Origin of the sequence: Streptomyces corynorhini (genome assembly GCF_003346515.1) — a bacterium.
In the GTDB taxonomy this organism is placed as follows: domain Bacteria; phylum Actinomycetota; class Actinomycetes; order Streptomycetales; family Streptomycetaceae; genus Streptomyces; species Streptomyces corynorhini.
In genome coordinates, this window is sequence record NZ_QQNA01000065.1 from 1 (window position 1) to 20890 (window position 20890).

Annotated in this window: 16 protein-coding genes, 1 tRNA gene and 2 pseudogenes; 8 read left to right on the top strand and 11 right to left on the bottom strand. The window is 69.4% G+C overall.

The features are described from left to right. Positions 1-497 precede the first annotated feature (497 nt). From DVH02_RS10250 to DVH02_RS10280, 7 genes are all read left to right on the top strand, one after another. On the top strand, positions 498-980 hold the full coding sequence (locus DVH02_RS10250; protein ID WP_003953493.1) for a CarD family transcriptional regulator: 483 nt from the start codon (positions 498-500) through the stop codon (positions 978-980). A gap of 249 nt (positions 981-1229) precedes the next feature. Continuing rightward, on the top strand, positions 1230-1976 hold the full coding sequence (gene ispD, locus DVH02_RS10255; RefSeq protein WP_114623462.1) for a 2-C-methyl-D-erythritol 4-phosphate cytidylyltransferase: 747 nt from the start codon (positions 1230-1232) through the stop codon (positions 1974-1976). Continuing rightward, on the top strand, positions 1966-2541 hold the full coding sequence (gene ispF / locus DVH02_RS10260; protein ID WP_407697608.1) for a 2-C-methyl-D-erythritol 2,4-cyclodiphosphate synthase: 576 nt from the start codon (positions 1966-1968) through the stop codon (positions 2539-2541). Before ispD ends, ispF begins: the two co-directional genes overlap by 11 nt. Positions 2542-2754: 213 nt before the next feature. Beyond that, on the top strand, positions 2755-3159 hold the full coding sequence (locus tag DVH02_RS10265) for a PPOX class F420-dependent oxidoreductase (RefSeq protein ID WP_114623464.1): 405 nt from the start codon (positions 2755-2757) through the stop codon (positions 3157-3159). A gap of 229 nt (positions 3160-3388) precedes the next feature. After that, positions 3389-4789, top strand: coding sequence for a cysteine--tRNA ligase (gene cysS, locus DVH02_RS10270; RefSeq protein WP_114623465.1), 1401 nt, complete (start codon positions 3389-3391; stop codon positions 4787-4789). A 191-nt stretch (positions 4790-4980) separates the two neighbouring features. Next, a complete protein-coding gene (gene rlmB / locus DVH02_RS10275; protein WP_114623466.1) occupies positions 4981-5931 on the top strand; it encodes a 23S rRNA (guanosine(2251)-2'-O)-methyltransferase RlmB in 951 nt (316 codons plus the stop codon). A gap of 310 nt (positions 5932-6241) precedes the next feature. After that, a complete protein-coding gene (locus DVH02_RS10280) occupies positions 6242-8041 on the top strand; it encodes a DoxX family protein (protein WP_114623467.1) in 1800 nt (599 codons plus the stop codon). 253 nt (positions 8042-8294) lie between these two features. Here the strand turns inward: DVH02_RS10280 and DVH02_RS10285 are convergent, their stop codons facing one another. The 3 genes from DVH02_RS10285 to DVH02_RS10295 all read right to left on the bottom strand — a co-directional run bounded on the left by DVH02_RS10285 (position 8295) and on the right by DVH02_RS10295 (position 10959). After that, positions 8295-9014, bottom strand: a complete 720-nt coding sequence (locus DVH02_RS10285; RefSeq protein WP_114623468.1) for a nucleotidyltransferase family protein — start codon at positions 9012-9014, stop codon at positions 8295-8297. 86 nt (positions 9015-9100) lie between these two features. Then, on the bottom strand, positions 9101-9523 hold the full coding sequence (locus DVH02_RS10290) for a hypothetical protein (protein ID WP_114623469.1): 423 nt from the start codon (positions 9521-9523) through the stop codon (positions 9101-9103). 311 nt (positions 9524-9834) lie between these two features. Further along, positions 9835-10959, bottom strand: a complete 1125-nt coding sequence (locus DVH02_RS10295; protein WP_114623470.1) for an ABC transporter ATP-binding protein — start codon at positions 10957-10959, stop codon at positions 9835-9837. Between the two features lie 205 nt (positions 10960-11164). Between DVH02_RS10295 and DVH02_RS10300 the strand changes: the two genes are divergently transcribed. After that, positions 11165-11238 (top strand) — tRNA-Thr (locus DVH02_RS10300). Between the two features lie 128 nt (positions 11239-11366). Here the strand turns inward: DVH02_RS10300 and DVH02_RS10305 are convergent. From DVH02_RS10305 to DVH02_RS10340, 8 genes and pseudogenes are all read right to left on the bottom strand, one after another. Beyond that, positions 11367-11789: pseudogene (locus DVH02_RS10305) on the bottom strand (tyrosine-type recombinase/integrase); the annotation flags it as partial. Positions 11790-11818: 29 nt separating this feature from the next. Beyond that, positions 11819-13036: pseudogene (locus tag DVH02_RS10310) on the bottom strand (IS3 family transposase). A gap of 681 nt (positions 13037-13717) precedes the next feature. Beyond that, entirely contained in the window at positions 13718-14191 is a 474-nt protein-coding gene (locus DVH02_RS10315) for a hypothetical protein (RefSeq protein WP_147286029.1), read from the bottom strand. Positions 14192-15998: 1807 nt separating this feature from the next. Further along, entirely contained in the window at positions 15999-16418 is a 420-nt protein-coding gene (locus DVH02_RS10320) for a PIN domain nuclease (RefSeq protein ID WP_114623473.1), read from the bottom strand. Next, entirely contained in the window at positions 16418-16660 is a 243-nt protein-coding gene (locus tag DVH02_RS10325; protein ID WP_114623474.1) for a type II toxin-antitoxin system VapB family antitoxin, read from the bottom strand. The genes DVH02_RS10320 and DVH02_RS10325 overlap by 1 nt, the downstream gene beginning before the upstream one ends. Positions 16661-17186: 526 nt before the next feature. Continuing rightward, entirely contained in the window at positions 17187-18398 is a 1212-nt protein-coding gene (locus tag DVH02_RS10330; RefSeq protein WP_114623475.1) for an LLM class flavin-dependent oxidoreductase, read from the bottom strand. Beyond that, positions 18395-19771, bottom strand: a complete 1377-nt coding sequence (locus DVH02_RS10335; RefSeq protein ID WP_114623476.1) for an NtaA/DmoA family FMN-dependent monooxygenase — start codon at positions 19769-19771, stop codon at positions 18395-18397. The genes DVH02_RS10330 and DVH02_RS10335 overlap by 4 nt, the downstream gene beginning before the upstream one ends. Before the next feature lie 113 nt (positions 19772-19884). Next, positions 19885-20856: a fumarylacetoacetate (FAA) hydrolase gene (locus DVH02_RS10340; protein ID WP_114623477.1), complete on the bottom strand. Its 972-nt coding sequence runs from the start codon at positions 20854-20856 to the stop codon at positions 19885-19887. Positions 20857-20890 lie beyond the last annotated feature (34 nt).

Sequence of the window (20890 nt, forward strand, 5' to 3'; positions counted from 1 at the left end):
GAGCGGACAGGACCGGCGCGGGTCCCGCGCCGGTCCTGTCCGCTCGCGGTGTCCGCCCGCGGTCCACCTCCGTTTCACAAGCCGGTTACATAAAGCCCGTGATCAATTCCGGCGGACGTCGTGGATTCCTTACGAATACCGTGGCGCGTACAGCGGTGATCAAATTCGGAATCCCTCCCACTTCTGCCGTACTTCCGCCACCCTTCTGTTCGTACAGGCGATCGACATCCGAACGGAGTACGGGATCTTCGAGGCTCAGAAACCGGCAAATCGGGACGTTAACCCTCTCTGGAGGGGTTCTCGCGCCCTGTGGCGCGCGCGTTTCCGTGCCCCCGCGCAGCGGCTCCGACCTGCGAATACCTCGTTCCGGATGCCGTTCGCAGCACGTTCCCGGCTCTGTTGTCAAGCCCCGAGATGCGGCCTGACCTGCGAAAACGCCATTCAGAAGCGGTCATTCTCGTGTTATCCTGGATAGCCACGGAAGGGGTACCTGTCACATGACGTTCAAGGTTGGCGACACCGTGGTCTATCCCCATCACGGGGCCGCGCTGATCGAGGCCATCGAAACTCGCCAGATCAAAGGCGTGGACAAGACCTACTTGGTGCTCAAGGTCGCCCAGGGCGACTTGACGGTGCGTGTACCGGCGGACAATGCGGAGTTCGTCGGCGTGCGCGACGTGGTTGGTCAGGACGGACTCGACCGGGTCTTCGAGGTGCTCAGGGCGCCGTACGCCGAAGAGCCGACGAACTGGTCCCGTCGCTACAAGGCAAATCTCGAGAAGCTCGCCTCCGGCGACGTCATCAAGGTCGCTGAAGTGGTGCGTGACCTCTGGCGCCGCGAGCGCGAGCGCGGACTCTCCGCAGGTGAGAAGCGCATGCTCGCCAAGGCGCGGCAGATTCTCGTCAGCGAGCTGGCTCTCGCGGAGAACACGAATGAAGACAAGGCCGAGGCTCTGCTCGACGAGGTTCTCGCGTCCTGAATCATGACCGCTGCCCCTCCAGCAGCGTGTATGTCGCAGTGCAGCAGCAAAGCGCAGTGCAGCAGTGAATGCCGCGGTGCCCGCTGACCAGCTCCAGGAAAAAGCTGCGTCGCCGGGCGCTGCGGCATGTCCGTATGCCCACACCCCGCCCTCGACCATCACGGAAGGGTCCGGTCAAGGCGTCGCGCCCGGCACGCTGAGGCCATACCCACGTCGGCCGAGGAAACAAACCTGCCGGAGTACAAAGCGATGTCAGAGGAAGCCAGCCCCCACCGCACCGCCGCGGTGATCCCCGCCGCGGGCAGGGGCGTACGGCTCGGTCCAGGCGCTCCCAAAGCCCTCCGCGCCCTGGGCGGCACCCCGATGCTGATCCACGCGGTCCGTGCCATGGCGGCCTCGCGCGCCGTCTCGCTGGTCGTCGTGGTCGCCCCGCCCGACGGCGCGCCCGGGGTGAAGAACCTCCTGGACGACCACGCGCTGCCCGAGCGCACCGACTACCTCGTCGTCCCGGGCGGCGAGACCCGCCAGGAGTCCGTACGGCTCGGCGTCGAGGCGCTGCCCGACGACATCACGGCCGTCCTCGTCCACGACGCGGCCCGCCCGCTCGTCCCCGTCGAGACCGTGGACGCCGTCGTCGAAGCCGTACACGAGGGAGCCCCGGCGGTCGTGCCCGCGCTGCCGCTCGCCGACACCGTCAAACAGGTCGAGCCGCGCGAGAAGGGCGAGCCCGAGCCGGTCGTCGCGACCCCCGAGCGGGCGCTGCTGCGCGCCGTACAGACCCCGCAGGGGTTCGACCGCGCGACGCTCCAGCGCGCGCACCGTACGATGCCCGGCGTGGGCGAGGGCGCCACGGACTGCGCCGGAATGGTCGAGCGGCTCGGCGCGCCCGTCGTGATCGTGCCGGGCCACGAGGAGGCGTTCAAGGTGACCAGGCCGCTGGATCTGGTGCTGGCCGAGGCAGTGCTCGCCCGAAGGAGGGCCAACGATGGCTTCTGACCCCACCCCGCCCGTGACCGCGCCGGTACCTGCCCCGCCGGTACCTGCCCCGTCCGTACCGAACCCGCCCGTGCCTGCCCCGCCCGTGGTGCTGCCGCAGGTCGGGATCGGTACCGACATCCACGCCTTCGAGGAGGGCCGCGAGCTGTGGTGCGCGGGGCTGCTCTGGGAGGGCGAGGGGTCCGGCCTGGCCGGGCACTCCGACGCGGACGTGGTCGCGCACGCGGCCTGCAACGCGCTGTTCTCCGCCGCCGGGCTCGGCGACCTCGGCGCCCACTTCGGCACCGGCCGCCCCCAGTGGTCCGGAGCCTCCGGCATCACCCTCCTTACGGAGGCGGCGCGGATCGTACGGGAGGCGGGCTTCACGATCGGCAATGTCGCCGTCCAGGTCGTCGGCGTGCGGCCCAAGATCGGCAAGCGCAGGGAAGAGGCGCAGAAGGTGCTCTCCGAGGCGGTCGGCGCGCCCGTCGCCGTCTCCGCCGCCACCTCCGACGGGCTCGGCTTCACGGGGCGCGGCGAGGGTCTGGCGGCGACGGCCACGGCGCTGGTGGTACGGACCGGCTGAGCCGTCCCCGTACCGCCGCCCCGTACCGCTGCCCCATGCTCCGCCGGGGCGCGGGGCGCGGGGCGCGCGCCCCGGCGGCCGACCGGCGCGAAATACCGGCGGGGGCAGTCCGGTTGAGAGACCATCGTGCGGTAGCGCCCACGGCCCGTATCCACGGCAGTGATCCACCGGCTCGGCCGCCCCCGCCGGGCCAGGCATCAGAAAGGCACCCTCATGACAGTCGCTCTCTCCGACGCACTCAAGAACGTGCTCGACCAGCCCGTCTTCGTCAGCATCGCCACCATCCAGCCCGACGGAAGCCCCCAGGTATCACCCGTGTGGGTGAAGCGGGACGGGGACGATGTGCTGATCTCCACCACGGTCGACCGTCGCAAGGAGAAGAACCTGCGCCGCGACCCCCGGGTCACCGTCGTGGTGCAGCCCGCCGACAACCCGTACCTGTACGCGGAGATCCGCGGCACGGCGACCCTCACCACCGAGGGCGGCCGGGAGCTGATCGACGAGCTGTCCCGCAAGTACACGGGCAAGGACTACGCGGACTTCAACCCGGCCTCCGGTGACGACGCCGAGCGCGTGGTCGTCCGGATCTCCGCCCGCAAGGTCGTCGGCCGCATCTGACGCCCGGACCCGCGCACCCGGCCCCGGCCCCCCGCGCACCCGCCTCACCGGCCGACCCGCACCGCGCCGGTCGCCCGGTGAGGCCGGGGCGGTCGGGTGCGGTCGGGTGCGTCGGCCGGGTGCGGCCGGGTACGTCGGCCGGGTGCTCAGGTCACGCTTCGGTGTCCGCGCGGCGGGAAGCGTGCCAAAGAAGCCCGGGGCACTGCCCAAAGCGCACTACCCTGGTTCCGTGACTATTCGGCTGTACGACACCGGCGCCCGGCAGATCCGTGACTTCACCCCGCTGATCCCGGGCTGTGTCTCGATCTACCTGTGTGGCGCCACCGTGCAGGCCGCCCCGCACATCGGGCACATCAGGTCGGGACTGAACTTCGACATCATGCGCCGCTGGTTCGCCTACCGCGGCTACGACGTGACGTTCATCCGCAACGTCACGGACATCGACGACAAGATCATCGCGAAGTCCGCCGACCAGGGCCGCCCCTGGTGGTCGATCGGCTACGAGAACGAGCGGGCCTTCAACTCCGGCTACGACGTGCTGGGCTGCCTGCCTCCCACCTACGAGCCGCGCGCCACGGGCCACATCCCCGAGATGATCGAGATGATGCGCGTTCTGATCGAGCGCGGTCACGCCTACGCGGCCGACGGCAACGTCTACTTCGACGTCCGCTCGTTCCCCGGCTACCTGCAACTGTCCAACCAGAACCTGGACGAGCTGCGCCAGCCCTCCGGCGAGGGCGAGACCGGCAAGCGCGATCCGCGCGACTTCGCGATGTGGAAGGCCGCCAAGCCCGGCGAGCCGTCGTGGGAGACGCCCTGGGGGCGCGGCCGGCCCGGCTGGCACCTGGAGTGCTCGGCGATGGCCCACAAGTACCTGGGCTCCGCCTTCGACATCCACGGCGGCGGCCTCGACCTGATCTTCCCGCACCACGAGAACGAGATCGCGCAGGCCAAGGCGTACGGCGACGCCTTCGCGCGGTACTGGGTGCACAACGCCTGGGTCACCATGAGCGGCGAGAAGATGTCCAAGTCGCTGGGCAACTCGGTGCTGGTCTCCGAGATGGTCAAGCAGTGGCGTCCCGTCGTACTGCGCTACTACCTGGGCACCCCGCACTACCGCTCGATGATCGAGTACAGCGACGAGGCCCTGCGCGAGGCCGAGTCCGCGTTCGCGCGGATCGAGGGCTTCGTGCAGCGCGTGGTGGAGAAGGCCGGGGGCGTGGTCGAGCCGGCCGACGAGGTGCCGCCCGCCTTCGCCGAGGCGATGGACGACGACCTGGGCGTCCCGCACGCGCTCGCGATCGTCCACACCACCGTCCGCCAGGGCAACTCCGCGCTCGCCGCCGACGACAAGGAAGCGGCCGTCGCCCGCCTCGCCGAGGTACGGGCCATGCTCGGCGTCCTCGGCCTCGACCCGCTGGACCCGCACTGGTCCGGCGACAGCGACCGCGGCGACGACCTGCACGGGGTGGTCGACACCCTCGTACGGCTCGTCCTCGAACAGCGCGAGGCGGCGCGCGGCCGCAAGGACTGGGCCAGCGCCGACGCCATCAGGGACCAGCTCCAGCAGACCGGACTGGTCATCGAGGACGGCCCGACCGGCCCGCGCTGGACGCTCGGCCCGCGCTGAGCTGCGATGATGTGCCGCCCGGTGGACCGGGCGGCACACTTGCGTACGCTGACACGTAAAACGTGACGTCGGGTACGCGCGTACGACCGTACGACGCGTGTACCGACGGCTCGCGCACACGCGACTGAGTACGACCGAGCACGACTGACGCACTTCTGAAGCACTTCTGAAGCAAACGAAACAGGTAGGTCATGGCCGGGAACAGCCAGCGCAGGAACCGCCGCACGTCCAACAAGAAGGGCGCGCAGGTCGGCAGCGGTGGCAAGCGACGCCGCGGGCTGGAGGGCAAGGGCCCGACGCCGCCCGCCGCCGCGCGCAAGGGCCATGTCCAGAACCGCGCCGCCAACGCCAAGGCCAAGCAGACCGCGCGGCGCCAGGTCGCCCGGCGCGGCGGCAAGGGCACCAGCGAGATGGTCGTCGGCCGCAACCCCGTCTTCGAGGCGCTGCGCGACGGCGTGCCCGCCTCGACCCTCTACGTACAGCAGTTCATCGACAACGACGAGCGCGTGCGCGAGGCGCTCCAGCTCGCGGCCGACCGCGGCGGCATCCACCTGATGGAGGCCCCCAAGCCCGAGCTGGACCGGATGACGAACGGCCTGAACCACCAGGGCCTCGTCCTCCAGGTCCCGGCGTACGAGTACGCGCACCCCGAGGACCTCGCCGCCGCCGCGTTCGACGAGGGCGAGGACCCGCTGATCGTCGCGCTGGACGGCGTCACCGACCCGCGCAACCTCGGCGCTGTCGTGCGCTCCGTCTCGGCCTTCGGCGGCCACGGCGTCGTCGTACCGGAGCGGCGTGCCGCCGGGATGACGGCCGGCGCGTGGAAGTCCTCGGCGGGCGCGGCGGCCCGTACCCCGGTCGCCCGCTGCACGAACCTCACGCGGACGCTGGAGGCGTACAAGAAGGCCGGTGTGACCGTGGTCGGCCTCGCGGCGGACGGCGAGAGCGAGGTCGGCGAGCTGGCCGCGCTCGGCGGCCCGGTCGTGATCGTCGTCGGCAGCGAGGGCAAGGGCCTGTCCCGGCTGGTCGGGGAGACCTGCGACTACCGGGTGCGCATCCCGATGCCGGGCGGCGCGGAGTCGCTGAACGCCGGAGTGGCGGCGGGCGTGGTGCTGTACGAGGCGTCGCGCCGACGCGTCTGAGCGGTACGCGGACGGGTCGTCGGGCCGGGTGGACGGTCGTCGGGCCGGCCGGACGGGTCGTCGGGCCGGGTGGGGCGCGGGGCCATACGGGCCCGACCACGCTCCCGGAGGCTTCCCTTGGGGCTCCGCAGGCTCCCCGGTTGGCTTCCCAGAGACTGCGCGCAGGGGCTCGGAGGCTCTCCGCGGGGGCTCGGAGGCTCTCCGCGGGGGCTCCGGAGGTTCCCCCGAACGGCCCTGCCCGACGATCTTGACGGGTCTCGGACATCGGCCCGCGTCAAGGCAGTGTCCTAAAGACAAGTCACTCGGTTAGATGAGTGTGGACACCAGAACGCCCCGGCCCGGGTTCGACGATCAGCCCCCGCTGAGCATGCTCAAGGTGGACTGCGATCCCGCGCAGGTCATCGTGAACCACGCCAGCTTCCGGGTGAAGCTCGCATCGCCCCAGCGCCTCAGCCCCGTACGTGGCGCGGCGGCCCCCGCACGCGTCCCCGCCATGAGCGGCGCCGCCGCGGGCAGGCCCGCGCGCCGCTCGGCCCCCGTCGTCTGGAGCGGCAGGTCCGCGCCGGGGGACCCCGGAGCGTCCGGGCTCCTCCAGGCCGTACGGAACTCCGCCCTGGTACCGGCCGCCGGCGCGCTGCGCGCCCCGTCCGGGGCGCCCGGCGCACTCGACGTATCCGGAAGGGGATACGAAACCGGCTCCACCCAGGTCATTCCCCAGGTCGGCCCGCAGGGCGGTCGCAGGCCCGGCCCGCAGGCCGCCCCGGACGGCGAGAACACCCGGCCGACCCCCGTCGTCGGCGCACAGGGCACGGGCCCCGACGGCCCGCGCACCACGGCCACACCGCTGCTGCCGCCGATGCGCAAGGCCGTCGGCGCGTACGACGACCTGCCCGCGCACGACCGTTACGACGACGAACTCGACGAACTCGACGACGTCGAGATCGACGCGGAGGACCGGCCCAGGGCGCAGCGCCACGGCAACGACTCCGTACGGCACGCCTATTACCCCGGCCGCCGGATGAACCTCGGCGTGGTGCTGCTCCCGCTCCGGATCTTCCTCGGCTTCATCTCGATCTACGCGGGCATGGGCAAGCTCTGCGACCCCGTCTACTTCGACGGCGGCGAGCGCGGCTCCATGGTCAAGTGGCTCACCTCGCTGCACCCGTGGGCGCTGGCGGAGCCGCTGCGGGACTTCGCGCTCTCGCACCCGGTCGGCGCCGGGCTGAGCGTCGCGTTCCTCCAGATCGTCGTCGGCGTACTGACGGTCTTCGGGCTCTGGCAGCGCCTCGCGGCCTCGTTCGGCGCGCTGCTGTCGGCGGCGCTGCTGCTCACCGTGAGCTGGCGAACCGTTCCGGTGTACGACGCGCCCGACATCATCTACCTCGCCGCCTGGTCCCCGCTGATCATCGCGGGTGCCCCGGTCTACTCGGTGGACGGGCGGCTCGCGGGCGAGGCGTGGCGCACGCTCGGGCCGCGCTCCGAGCTGTGGGACCTGCGGCGGCGGGTGCTGCGGCGCGGCGCGATCGTCGCGTCCGTCGTCATCGGGCTGACGCTGCTGATCGGCTCGGTCTTGGGCGGCGCCGTACGCTCCTCGGACATGGTGACGGTGCCGGGTCCTGGCATCGACCCGGTCAACCAGCTGCCCGGTATGCCGCTGCCCGTGCGTCCAGGCAGCAGCGGCAGCGCCTCCGGCTCGCCCGCGAGCGGGGGCCCCACCGGGGGTACCCGCTCCGAGCCGTCCGCGACCCGCTCGGGCAGCCCCTCGGCGCAGCAGTCGGCTCCGGGCGGCGCCTCGTCCCCGGAGAGCGGCGGCGCGAGCACGGGCGCCAGTACGGGCACGAGCACCGGCCAGACACAGCAGCAGCCCAGCCAGACGCAGGGCACGGTCCAGCAGCCCCCGCAGACGGCCGAGCAGGCCCCGCCGCCGGCAGCGGGCGGCCAGGGCCCGTCCTCGACGGGCGGCGGTGGCGGCGGCAGCACGGGCGGCGGCGGGACGGGCGACGCAGGTGGCGGCGGCGGGGGCACCGTCGACAACGGGGGCTCCGCGACCGGCGGATCGTCCTCGGGCGGCGGAGGCAACCGGAATCCGCTCGGCGGTCTGCTGGGCTGAGAGCCCGGCGCGGGGCGCGGACACGTGTGAGGGGCGGCCACCCGGCGGAACGGGGTGGCCGCCCCTCACACGTCGTACGTCGTACGTCACACGTCGTGCGCGTACGGGAGCCTGGCGGCCGGGGGCCGCCCGTGGTAGCCGGGCTCCGGGGCGCATCACCGGCCAGTTCCGTGGCCGTCTCGGTGGGGCGCATCACCGGCCAGTTCCGTGGCCGTCTCGGCGGGGCGCATCACCGGCCAGTTCCGTGAGCGCCTCAGCGCGGCCCACCACCGGCCAGTTCCTTGGCCGCCTCGGTGAGGTCCTTCGCGGTGTCGATGGCCCGCCAGTACGCCCCGTGCGGCAGGGGGAAGCCCGCCAGGCGGCGCTCGCGCGCGAGCCGGGGGAAAGTGGTGCGCTCATGGTCGCCGCGGTCCGGCAGCAGCCCCACGAAGTCGGGGGAGAAGACGTACACCCCGGCGTTGATCAGATAGGGCGAGGGCGGCGACTCGATGAAGTCGAGGACATGGCCGAACTCGTCGGTCTCGACGGCGCCCCAGGGGATCCGCGGCCGGGCGAGGGCGAGCGTCGCGGTGGCGTCGCGCTCGAAGTGGAAGGCGGCCATCTCGCGCAGCGAGAAGCGCGTCCAGATGTCGCCGTTCGTGGCGTACCAGGGCTTGCCGGGATCCGGCAGCGCGGTGGCGGCGTGCTTGAGGCCCCCGCCGCGGCCCAGCGGCTCGGACTCCACCACGGTGGTCACACGCAGCGGAAGGTCCGTCGACTCCAGCCATTCCTGGAGGACTTCGGCCAGATGACCGCACGAGACGACGGCGTCCGTCACACCCTCGGCGGCGAGCCACGCGAGCTGATGGCCGATGATCGGGGTCCCCGTGCCGGGGATCTCGACCATCGGCTTGGGACGGTCATCGGTGTACGGGCGCAGCCGCGACCCCTGGCCACCCGCGAGGACCACGGCCTGCGTCGGAAACGTATGCATGCCGTGAACGATAGGCGGGACGGCCGCGGGGCCGGCGGCCGGGAGCCGCGGCGCGGGCGCACCCGGCCCGCCGGGGCAACCGTCGGTCAGCTCCCCATGGCCTGCTGGGAGACGCCGTACGCGAACGAGGTGTCGCAGACGGGACGGGAGAAGGACTGCGCCCGCGTCGGCCCGTACGTGGCGACGGCGGCGCGGCCCAGGGCCCGCGCGATCGACATGCAGTGCTTGGCGATCGAGGGGCGTTCCTCGATCTCGCGCTGGAGGTGGGTCAGGGCGATCCCCGGGTCCTTCTCCTGCAGCTCCACGAGGAGCTTGTCGCGCAGGACGTCCTGCGGTGCGCGGGACTTGGCCTGCACCGAGGCGGTGTCCGAGGAGGCGGTCAGGATCTTCGACTCCGCGGTGCTGGTCGCCCACGGAACACGGGCGACCGCGAGGGTCCCGGAGAGCACCAGGACGACGGGCAGGACGAAGGCGAGAGTTCGGCCGATACGGCGGGCTGTGTGGGTCACGCAGGCGAGCGTAGCGGCCGGTAATGATTTGGCGACATTTAGTCACCCGCGCGAGGGACGGGTTCGATGTTTCTTTTCGAATGGGGCGTTGACGGCCGCCGTTCGAAATGGCCTGCGCGCCGGGGTATTTGTCCCCGCACGCGCACGGCCCCGCACCGGAGTGCGGGGCCGTGCGGTGGAATTCGGACCTGAACGCGCCACGGGCGCGTCAGCGGCGCGACCATGACGGACACCGGACACCGGACACCGGACATCGGGCTCCGGGTCGGTCGCGGTCAGGCGCTCGCCGGTCCGGCGGTCGGGCGGTCGGGTCAGTCGGTCAGACGCTCGCCGGTCGAGGTGGAGAAGACATGCGTCTCACCGGCGCGCGGCACGACGTGCAGCGTGGAGCCCTTGTCGGGAACGGCGCGGCCGTTGACGCGCACCACGATCTCCTTCTGCTCCTTGTCCAGCTCGGCGGTGCCGTAGACGTAACCGTCGGCGCCCAGCTCCTCGACGACGTTCACGGTCACGGCGAGCCCGGCCGGCGCGTCCTTGGAGAGCGCACCGGCGGTGCCGCCCTCCTCGACGACGTCGAAGTGCTCGGGGCGTACGCCGACCGTGACGGTCTTGTCGCCCTTCTCCGAAGCGGCGGCGAGCGCCTCGCGGGAGACCGGGACGACGCTGTTGCCGAACTTCACACCGCCGTCGGTGATCGGCACCTCGACCAGGTTCATGGCGGGGGAGCCGATGAAGCCGGCGACGAACAGGTTCTTCGGGCGGTCGTACATGTTGCGCGGCGAGTCGACCTGCTGGAGCAGCCCGTCCTTGAGCACGGCCACCCGGTCGCCCATGGTCATGGCCTCGACCTGGTCGTGGGTCACGTACACCGTGGTGATGCCCAGGCGGCGCTGGAGCGAGGCGATCTGCGTACGGGTGGAGACACGGAGCTTGGCGTCGAGGTTCGACAGCGGCTCGTCCATGAGGAACACCTGCGGCTCACGCACGATGGCGCGCCCCATCGCGACACGCTGCCGCTGACCACCGGAGAGCGCCTTCGGCTTGCGGTCCAGGTACTCGGTGAGGTCGAGGATCTTCCCCGCCTCCTCGACCTTCTTGCGGATGTCCGCCTTGTTCACGCCGGCGATCTTGAGCGCGAAGCCCATGTTGTCGGCGACGGTCATGTGCGGGTACAGCGCGTAGTTCTGGAACACCATCGCGATGTCGCGGTCCTTCGGCGGCAGATGCGTGACATCCCGCTCACCGATCCGGATGGCGCCACCATTGACGTCTTCGAGACCCGCGAGCATGCGCAGGGAGGTCGACTTTCCGCAGCCGGACGGGCCGACGAGGACGAGGAACTCACCGTCCGCGACATCGAGCTCAAGCTGGTCCACGGCGGGCTTCGTGGAGCCCGGGTAGACGCGGGTTGCCTTGTCGAACGAGACAGTTGCCATGGCGATGTGTCCCCTCACCGGCAGGAACGTGCCGGACGATCCGAGTAAAGGAATGGGTCTTCCGCACGGAAGCGGAAGATGGGTCTAGTCCACCTGGGTGAACTGGAGGTGACGTTACCCCCCCGTTCACAGATCTGTCAGTACTCCTGCGGCCACGAAATTCCTGACGGGACGCTGTCCGGAGCCGGTTACACTGCTCGGGCACGCCTCCTTAGCTCAGCTGGCCAGAGCAACGCACTTGTAATGCGTAGGTCGTCGGTTCGAATCCGACAGGGGGCTCGGAAAAACCCCAGGTCGCATGGGCCGTGACCTGGGGTTTTCTGCTGCTCAGAGCATGGCGGGTCGCACGGCCGGGGTGCCGTGGGATGGCTTGTGTGAGCGATGCGTGAGCGGAGGGGTGATCCGCCCTACTCCTTGGGCTTCTTTCGGCGGTCCTTGTTCTTGCCCTGTGCCCGGGTCTTCTTGGCTCGCTTGGCCTTCTTCCGGGCCTTGTCCGCCTTGCGCGCGGCTTCTTCGACATCCGTCTTGCGCTGGAGCGGGACCAGTTTCGCGGTGGCCTCGGCGGCGGTCCTGCCGACGTGGGGGAGGACGCTCTGGTAGATGTCCCGCGTGATCCGGGTGTCGCTGTGCCCGAGGGTGTCCGACACGATCTTGACGTCGATGCCGGCGGCGAGCATGAGCGTGGCGGCGCCGTGGCGAAGGTCGTGCAGCCGGATCGGCGGGAGGCCGGAGGCGGCGACGAGCCGTTCGAAGAGGTCGGTGACCTTGCCGGGGTGCAGCCAGGAGCCGTCTGCCTGGGTGAAGACGAGCCCGGTGTCGACCCAGGCTGAGGCGTCCCTCGGGGTGTGGACACAGGGGCTCATGCCGCGATTGAGAGTTTAGCTGCTCGTAAATGTTGCTGTTCGAACTCCACCGGTGAGAGGTAGTTGAGGGCACTGTGGCGTCTGCGAGCGTTGTGGTAGGTCAGCCACTGGAAGATTTCCAGCCTCGCCTGACGCATCGTCGAGAACAGCCTCTGGTGCATCGTCTCCCTCTTGAGCCCCTGCCAGAACGACTCGGCGAGGGCGTTGTCGTAACTCGAGCCGACCCGGCCCATGCTCCTGCGGATCCCGAAATCGTCGCAGACCTGTGCGAACGCGGCAGCGGTGTATTGCGAGCCCCTGTCGGCATGAAAGATCACGCCGTCCACGTGGCCGCCGCGGGCCGCCACCGCCATCTTGAGGGCGTCGATGACCAGCTCGGCCCGCATATGGGTGGCCATCGAGTAGCCGAGCACCCGGCGTGAGCAGATGTCCAGGACGCAGGCGAGATACAGCCACGACCCGCCGACCTGCACATACGTGATGTCACCGCACCACTTCTCGTCCAGCTGCCTGGCGGAGAAGGCACGTTGGACAAGGTCCGGGGCAGGGGGTGCGAAGCGGTCCGGGACCGTGGTGCGTTTACGGCGCCGCAGATGGAGGCCCTCCAGCCCATGCTCCCGCATGAGCCGCTCGACGCGCTTGCGGTTCACCGTGTGCCCCGAAGCCCCGCAGCTCAGCATGGACACGCCGCACTCCGTACGTTCCCTCGTGGTCGGTGTGGATCTCGCGGATTTCTGCGGCCAGGGCATCATCGGCGGCCTGCCGCACCTCGCGGGCCTTCGCGCCGGCGATCCACCGGTAGAAGCCCGAGCGCGAGACCTGAAGCACCCGGCATATCCGCTGCACGCCGAAGCCGGCCCGGTTGTCGGAGATGAAGCCCCAGCGGAGGGTCATGCCCTCATCTCCTTCGCGAAATACTGGGCCGCCCGGCGCAGGATCTCCCGCTCGAGTTCCCACTCCTTCTCAGCCCCGCGTAGCCGGCCGTTCTCCGCCCGCAGCCGGGCCAGTTCCTCATCCCTGCCCTCGGCGACCGGCTCGTCGCGGTTGCCGCGGCCCGCCTGCTCATCGGCCTGGCGTACCCAACTGCGCAGCGTCTCGCCGGTCACCCCAACATCCGCCGCCACCGCCGCATACGTGCGCTTCCCACCCGCCGCGCGATACAGCGCGACGGCATCGTTCCTGAACTCCGCCGGATACGGAGACTTCCGTCCCACCAGGACACCCTTCCTCGGATCTGCAAGATCCATTGTCAGAGTGTCCACACCACCGGGGTCGCCTCATCCCTCGGACGACGCGATGTCGTGGACGGGGCCCAGTTTGCTTGCATGCTCCAGCGCTCGCTGCGTCTAAGCCACAAGTCAGTCACCCCTTGCACGCAGGGTGGTCGGCGCATCTCCATGACGCCCGCCCCGCCATCTCCGATCGTCTCGATAGGCGCCCCGAGCGGCTTGGGCTCACTGTCGACGACTGGTTTACGAGAAGCAGGACGGCGGCGACGAGCGCGCGAAGGACGTCTTCGTGGTGAATTTGAACCGCCAAGCAGCGGCCGACGACTGGCGCTGCGGCAAGCGAGGTCTCGCCGATCGGCAGCGGGGGCTGGCAGCGGATCGCGCTGGAGGGCCAGGCGATCGACGCGGGGGATGGCAAGTCGTACAACGTGGTCCTGGCCGACTTCAACGCGGCTGGCCCGGTCCAGCCCTGCTCGTTCGTATGGGACGTGACCGCTTTCGACCCGATAGTCGTGCAGGCGAAGGGCGGCACCCTGGTGTACTTCGACGAGGAAGGCAACGCACACCGCTGGACGATCCCGGCAGAGGACAGGGTCACAGGTTGCCGAGGTGAGGGGCGATCTTGGTTTGATTCAGCGGGTAGCCCCCTACGCGGCAGCGCGTGCCTCAATCGGCAGCAAGCGCATCAGTACCCATGTCCAGCCGCATGGCAGCACGCACCTTTGCCAAAGCGCTCATCACCTCGAGGAAGGCGCTCTCGCACTCCTCGTCACCGTCCCGCGCACCTGCTTCTGTGGCGCGTCTCAACCGGCGCATGCTTCGGAAGTAGGAGAGCGCTGGCTCGACGACCGTTCTGGGCGCGGTGACTTCTAGCTGGTAGCGGAGTTCGTAGCACCTGGCGAAGGCTTGCCGTGCGGCGATGGCGCGCTCTGTGCCGGTCAGCGCGCGGTCGAGCATGATCAGTTGTAGTTGGCCGCGAGCTGCGGAGAGCGCGCCGAGGTACGCGCCGTACAGCTCGCGCTTGCTGCGCCTCCATTCGCCCATCGCCTCCCGTCGTTCCTTGCGAACCTCGACGAGGAGAGTCGCCCCCATCGCAATTGCGGCTCCTAAAACGGTGGCCAAGAGCGTTGTCCATTCCATCTCGGCAAGCTAGGAGATGGAAGCGGTGTCGGGTAGGGGGCCTCAGCGGCACGAAGTCGTCGCCTCACTGCGCGATAGCGGGCTCAGCGTCCGCGCCATTGCCTCGGCTACGGGGGCAGACAAGAACATGGTGGCTAGCGACCTCCGCCAGGTGTCCAAGTTCCAGACACCTACGCCAATCACCGGCACCGACGGAGAGGACCTACCCGGCTGTCCGTCCCGTCCCTACCCTGGGGGTTGAGCCCAGTGCTGCGGTCGTGGATGTCGAGTTGGTAGTCAGCCCAATGCTGTTCACGCCGTGGTCGACAGGGGAGGCATAAGGGGTCGCCGGACAGGCTGGTGACCTGTTCGGGCTCTTGCGGCGGCGAACATCGGGCCGAGCGTGGCTGGGGGCGTTCGCCGGATACGAACTCTGAGCTTGGAATCCATCTCGAAGCCGCCTCTCTGTATGGTCAATCGTAGGTCATTTATTATTCCAAGTCATGCAATCCGGGATTGTGTATCCATTGTGATGACTATTTCCAAGGTTATTTGGGGCTTGGGGTGCCTCGATCGACGGGGGTGCACCCTGGCTGAGCCGACCATCGTCGGACGTACACGGGTCTCGATCATTCCGGACTCTGTCAGTCAGCTCGCTCTGGAGCACATCCCTCAATCCGTAACCTCCCGAGTACCGAGAGTAGGTCAACTGGCGCTGGTCAGGAGGCGAATTCCTGTTCGTAGGTCGAGAGGTCCGGCTACCGTAGTCAGGTGAGCTTCAGCAACATTGCGCGGAAGGTTCGCGATGAGGCGCTTCCTCATGGGCTCCGCGTGGCGCAGCTCCGGTCTTGTGCGTGAGCGATGCGTGAGCGGACGCGTTGGGATGACGTGGTCAGATCTGGACTGGCCGTCAAGCAGCGGCTTTCTGAGCAGGCTGTTCCGGACTGGAGCGGTATACGGCGGAACCCCCGGCAGGACCCTGCAGGCCCTTGTCATGCGTAGGTCGTCGGTTCGAATCCGACAGGGGGCTCGGAAGACCCCAGGTCGGATCTGCTCTGACCTGGGGTTTCTTGTTTTGATTGGCCTTGGATCCGGGCTGATCGGACAGGCGTGGCCTATGTGCCACAATGCGTAGCTCTGGGGCCTTCTGTCGTGGTGATTCCGCCCTGCGGGCCTACGGCCTGGTCTTTTGTCCCTTGCTGTCGATCTTCCTCAGGCTGTTCGGACTGGCGCGGTGGCCGTGTGGTGGCCGAGGGTGCAGTCACCGTGCGGACCGGCTCCCAATCGACCGCTGAATTGGTCGTACACACAGGAGTGAGGGTTGTGGCATCCCGACGATCCGCCTGCGGTGCTTGCTGCGGAGGTGTTGCCCGACTAACCCGGAGATCGACGGGACCGCATGAGGAACCGTCGGCTGGCCCCCATGTCGTCCTCAAGGTCGACGAGCGGCAGCGGAATCCGGAGCGCGGTGAAGTCACGGGCGAACAGGGCGCATTCGTAGGTGCCCGACCGTCTGCCCGGGAAGACGCTGCCTACCCCGATGATCCTGCGCTGCTCATCGCGGGTGCGACGGTCCGCGAAGAAGGCGAGACACCAGACGCGCGGCTTTCTCCAGTCCTTGTACGGGTACGCGAAGGTCCGCTCACCACGTGTCAGCCCTGCCGGAGGTTTCTCGGGGGAGCCGCTCCGTCATCAGCGCGGTGCTGAGGACCAGAGAGACGGCGACCGTCTGTGACCTCCTGCATCTGGTGCAACCGGAGGCTCGATTATTGGCCAGGTTCCAGCCGTCGGGGCACAGTTCGGCGGGCAGTGGGCTGGGCCGGCGTGGTCAGTGGTCGGCGCTGCCGGGTGGGGCGACCCATTGGGCGGGTTGGCCGGTGAGGGAGGAGATCATGTCGAAGTCGCCGTCGTAGTGGAGGACGGTGACGCGATTCTGCTCGGCCGTGGCGGCGATGAGGAGGTCGGGGAGCGACAGGGCCCTGTGGAAGCCTGCGTTGAGGGCGTGCCGCTGGACCTCCAGGGCGCGGGTGAAACTGTCGTCGTTGGTGCGCAGGTAGTCGAAGGCGTGTAGCCAGGTGCTGATGCGCGTCGCTTCCGCGCTGTCCCGTGCCGAGTGGATCATCTCGTACTCGGTGGGTTGGCAGACGGCGAGCAGGTAGCGCTCGTGGAGTGGTCTCAGCACCTCTCGGACCCGCGGTTTCGTCCAGCGAGCGAGGGCGGACTTGTCGATCAGGTAGCGGTCTTGCATCAGGCGGCCTGGCCGCCGCGGTGCTTGAGGGTTCCGTCGGCGTTGCGCGGGCCGGTGTTCTCGATGATCTCGCTGAAGTCGAGTTCGCCGGCGTCCATGGCGTCGAAGCCCTCCTGTCGAAGGTGCCGTTTGACGGCGTCTTCCATGGCCAGGCGGACGGCTTTGGCCTTGGTCTTGGTGCCGAAGATGCGCATGGCCTCGGTGACCATGTCTTCGTCGAGGTCGATCACGGTACGAGCCACGATGGCACCTCCCAGATAGTTGCAGCGACCTGCTAAACGATACCATTTCATCGAGCTAGATGATGTCGTTTCATGGTGGACTGCCCGGTGGTCGGACGCTTTCGGATGGGGCGGCGCCTGGTAGCAGGGGGCAATCTGCCGCAAGTGCTTCGATCGGGTACTGCGTCACCCCGCGGTAGCGGACGGCATTCGGCGGCGTGATCCCTGGCGGTCTTGTCATGCGTAGGTCGTCGGTTCGAATCCGACAGGGGGCTCGGAAGACCCCAGGTCAGATCTGCTCTGACCTGGGGTTTCTTGTTTTGATTGGCCTTGGATCCGGGCTGATCGGGCAGGTGTGGCCTATGTGTCGCGATGTGTGGATCTGGGATTTTCTGTCGTGGTGATTTCGTTCTGCGGGCCTACGACCTGGTCTTTTGCCCCTTGCTGTCGATCTTCCGCAGGCTGTTCGGACTGGCGCGGTGGTCGGGCGGCCGTCGTGGGGGCCCTGTGCGGTGGCACTCGCGCGGGCATCGTCGCGGTGTCTGCGTCAACCGCCCTGCGCATAACGGCTGTGGGGGCGCGGCAGGTGGAGGTGGCCGCGGAGGGTCGTGGCGTCGTACGCCGTACGGAACGCGCCGCGTCGTTGTAGCTCGGGGACAAGGCCGCGGGTGACGGCGGTGAGATCGTGCGGCAGTGTGCCAGGCCGCAGCCGGAAGCCGTCGAGGCCGGCGGTGCTCCAGTCGAGCAGCAGGTCGGCGAGGCCGCTGGGGGTGCCGACGAATATCTGCGCGTCGGAGGCGAGTTCGGCGTCGGCCAGGTCGTCCAGGCGGGATTTTCGGCGTGCGGCGGCACCCGGCTCCTGGTCCAGGAACACGAGGAGATCCGCGAACTTCAGCAGAGGCCGGTCCCGGACGTCCCTGCCCGTACGCTCCACCGCCTCGTCGACCTGCCCGAGAATCGCCGCGGTGCCCGCGCGATCGTGCGGCGTGACGTGGACAACGTCGGAGGCGTGCGCCGCGAACTCGTACGGAGTGGAGGCGTGCGCGAGGCTCACCACGAGCGGCCGGCCTTGTGGTGGGCGCGGCGTGATCGAGGGGCCCTTCACGCTGAAGTACGTGCCGTCGAAGTCGATGTGGTGCAGCTTGTCGCGGTCGACGAAGCGGCCTGTGGCCGCGTCCCGTATCTCCGCGTCGTCCTCCCAGCTGTCCCACAGCCTCCGAGCCACCTCCACCACCTCGGCGCCCTCCGCGAACAAGGGGCGCAGCCGCTTGGCGATCAGCTCCGAGTCCCGTACGTCGTCGGCGGTGAGTTGAGGTGTCGTGCGGCGGCCGAAGTGGGAGGCGTCGGCGGCGCGCGAGGAGATCTGTGGGCGCCAGCCCGCGCGGCCCTTGCTGGCGTGGTCGAGCGTGGCGATGCCGATGGCGAGGTGGAACGGCTCGGTGTGTGTGACGTTCGTGGTCGGGACCAGGCCGATGTGCGTGGTGAGTGGCGCGAGGTGGGCCGCGAGCAGCACCGCGTCCAGGCTGCCCCTGACCTGGTCGGTACGGTCGTCGGGCAGGTGGAAGGCCGCGGATTGCAGACCGAGGCTGTCCTCCAGGGTGACGAAGTCGACGAGCCCCCGCTCGGCTTCGGCCACCAGGCCGGCCCAGTACGCGGCTGTGAACAGTTCACGGGGCCGGGCGTCTTCGGCCCGCCAGGCCGCCGGGTGCCAGCCGGCGCCGTCAAGAGCGATGGCGATGTGCAACGGGCTCCCGGTCACCGGGTCTCCTTCTCATCGCCCACGGGCCGCGCGGTGTACTCGGGCGCGCGCACGCCCAAGTGGTCCCGCAGCAGCTTCCCCGTGTACTCCTTGCGGAACACGCCCTTCTCCTGCAGCAGTGGCACCACCCGGTCCACCAGATCGTCCAGGCCGCCGGGAGTCAGATGGGGGACGAGGACAAAGCCGTCGGCGCCGTCGGTCTGTACGAAGTGGTCGATGGCGTCCGCGACCGTACGCGGGCTGCCGATGAAGGTCTGGCCGCCGTTGACCTCGATGACCAGCTCGCGCATGCTCAAGTTCCGCTCCTCGGCGAGCTTCCGCCATTGGCGCGCCGTCTCACCTCGGCCCTTGCGGAAGACCGAATGTCCCTTCAGGAAATGGGCGTCGGCCGCGGGCTCGACATCCGGCAGCGGCCCGTCCGGGTCGTACCCGGACAGGTCGCGCCCCCAGACGGCCTCCAGATGGGCGATCGCGGTCTGCGGGCTCACCAGAGCACGGGTGATCTCGGCGGCGTACGCGGCTGCCTCCTCGTCGGTGTCCGCGACAACGACGGAGGCGGTGGGCATGATCTTCAGCATGTCCGGGGTGCGGCCGTAGGTGGCCAGGCGCCGCTTCACGTCCCGGTAGAAGGCGCGGGCCACGTCGAGCTGGTTGTACTTGCTGAAGATGACATCGGCGTCGGACGCGGCGAACTCGCGGCCCGCGTCGGACTCACCCGACTGGATGATCACCGGGTGGCCCTGCGGACCGCGTGGCGTGGTGAACCGGCCGGAGACGTCGAAGTGCCGCCCTCGATGGGCGAAGTGACCCGCCCCGGGCCGTACGAACTCGTCCCGCTCCGCGTCGGCGGGAAGGTCGCCGCTGGCCCAGCTGTCCCACAACTCGCGTGTGAGGCCGAGGAATTCGGCCGCGCGGGTGTAGCGGTCGGCCTCGTCGAGGAAGCCGCCGCGGCGGAAGTTCTCGCCGGTGAAGGCGTCATAGCTGGTCACCACGTTCCAGGCGGAGCGCCCGCCGCTGAGGTGGTCGAGGGTGGCGAGCCTGCGTGCCACCTCGTACGGCTCGTTGAAGGTGGCGTTGACCGTGGCGGCGAGGCCGAGGTGCGTGGTGACGGCTGACAGCGCGCTGAGCACCGTCAGGTTCTCCGGACGTCCCACCACGTCCAGGTCGTAGATCCGGCCCTTGTGTTCGCGCAGCCGCAGCCCCTCGGCGAGGAAGAAGAAGTCGAACTTGCCGCGCTCCGCGGTCTGCGCGAGCCTGATGAAGGAGCCGATGGCGATCTGGCTCTCGGACCGGGGGTCGGACCAGGCCGTCACGTTGTGGATACCGGGTAACTGCGCGGCGAGGTGCACCTGTTTTCTTCTGGTGGTGGGCACAGTGCGATCTCCTTCTGCGGAGGTTCGGCCGGGGGCGCGGAGTGTGACTCCTCACAGCGTGCACACGCGGGCGAGAGCCCGGACAGGCGGACGGGCCCGACTTCATGAGCTGTTCATGGCGTCGGGACGGCAGCGTCCGGCGTCGGGACGGCAGCGTCCGGTGCGGCGAGGGGAGTGGGGGACACGTACCGCACACGGTTCTCGAAGGCGACGCCATGGCTCTTCACGTCGATGGCGATGCGGTCACCGTCCGCGATCCGGAACCCGTCGTGGAAGCTGGCCTCGTCGGCGCCCAGAAGTACGTAGTTGACCAGACCGGGTCGCCGCACCGCCGGGAACGAGAACAGGTGCTCCACCATGTCCTGGACCCGGTGGTACAGGGCGTCGGCGCCGCATTCGAACCCGCCCTCCCAGGCCGTCGAGTCGTCCCGCACGATGGTGACCCGTCCGGTCACCGTGCGTGGCGGCGCGCCCAGGAACAGCCAGGGGGTGAGGGAGGTGTCGCACAGTTTGCAGTACGGGTTGTAGCCGGGGTCCTCGCGGTGCAGGCCGATGTCGCACAGGTCGTTGCCGAAGGTGTAGCCCGCGTAGTGGGGCGTACCGTGGGCATCGTTGACGTAGACGAGGGCGACCTCAGGCTCCTCGATGAGTGCCACCGGACGCGCGGGCACGTTCAGCGTTTCGCCCGGCAGCCGAACCCAGTCGCCGAACCCCTTGAAGAACCACTTGGGCGGCGTGAACTCCCCTCCCTCCGGAGCGGATCGGCCACCCCACTTCTTCTTGTGCGTGCCCATGAAACCGCTCAGCAGCGCATGGCCCGTGGCCGTCGGCAGCAGCGGCAGCAGCGGCGGCAGCGGGCGCAGCTCCGGGTCGCCGACGGTGACGGTGATCGTCTCGGTGGTCCGCGTGACGGAAGCCCGCACGGCGGAGTCCGAGCCGTCGGTGGAGATGAAGGCAGCGGCGAGCTGCCCGTCGGCCACCCGGTACAGGGTCTGCCGTGCGTCGGGCTCGGGCCGGTCGAAGCCGACGTAACGGTCACCGCGGTACGTGGCTTCGAACACGAGGGGAAGACGGGGCAGGGACATGATCAACTCCTTCTGGGGCTGGGGCTGGGGCTGG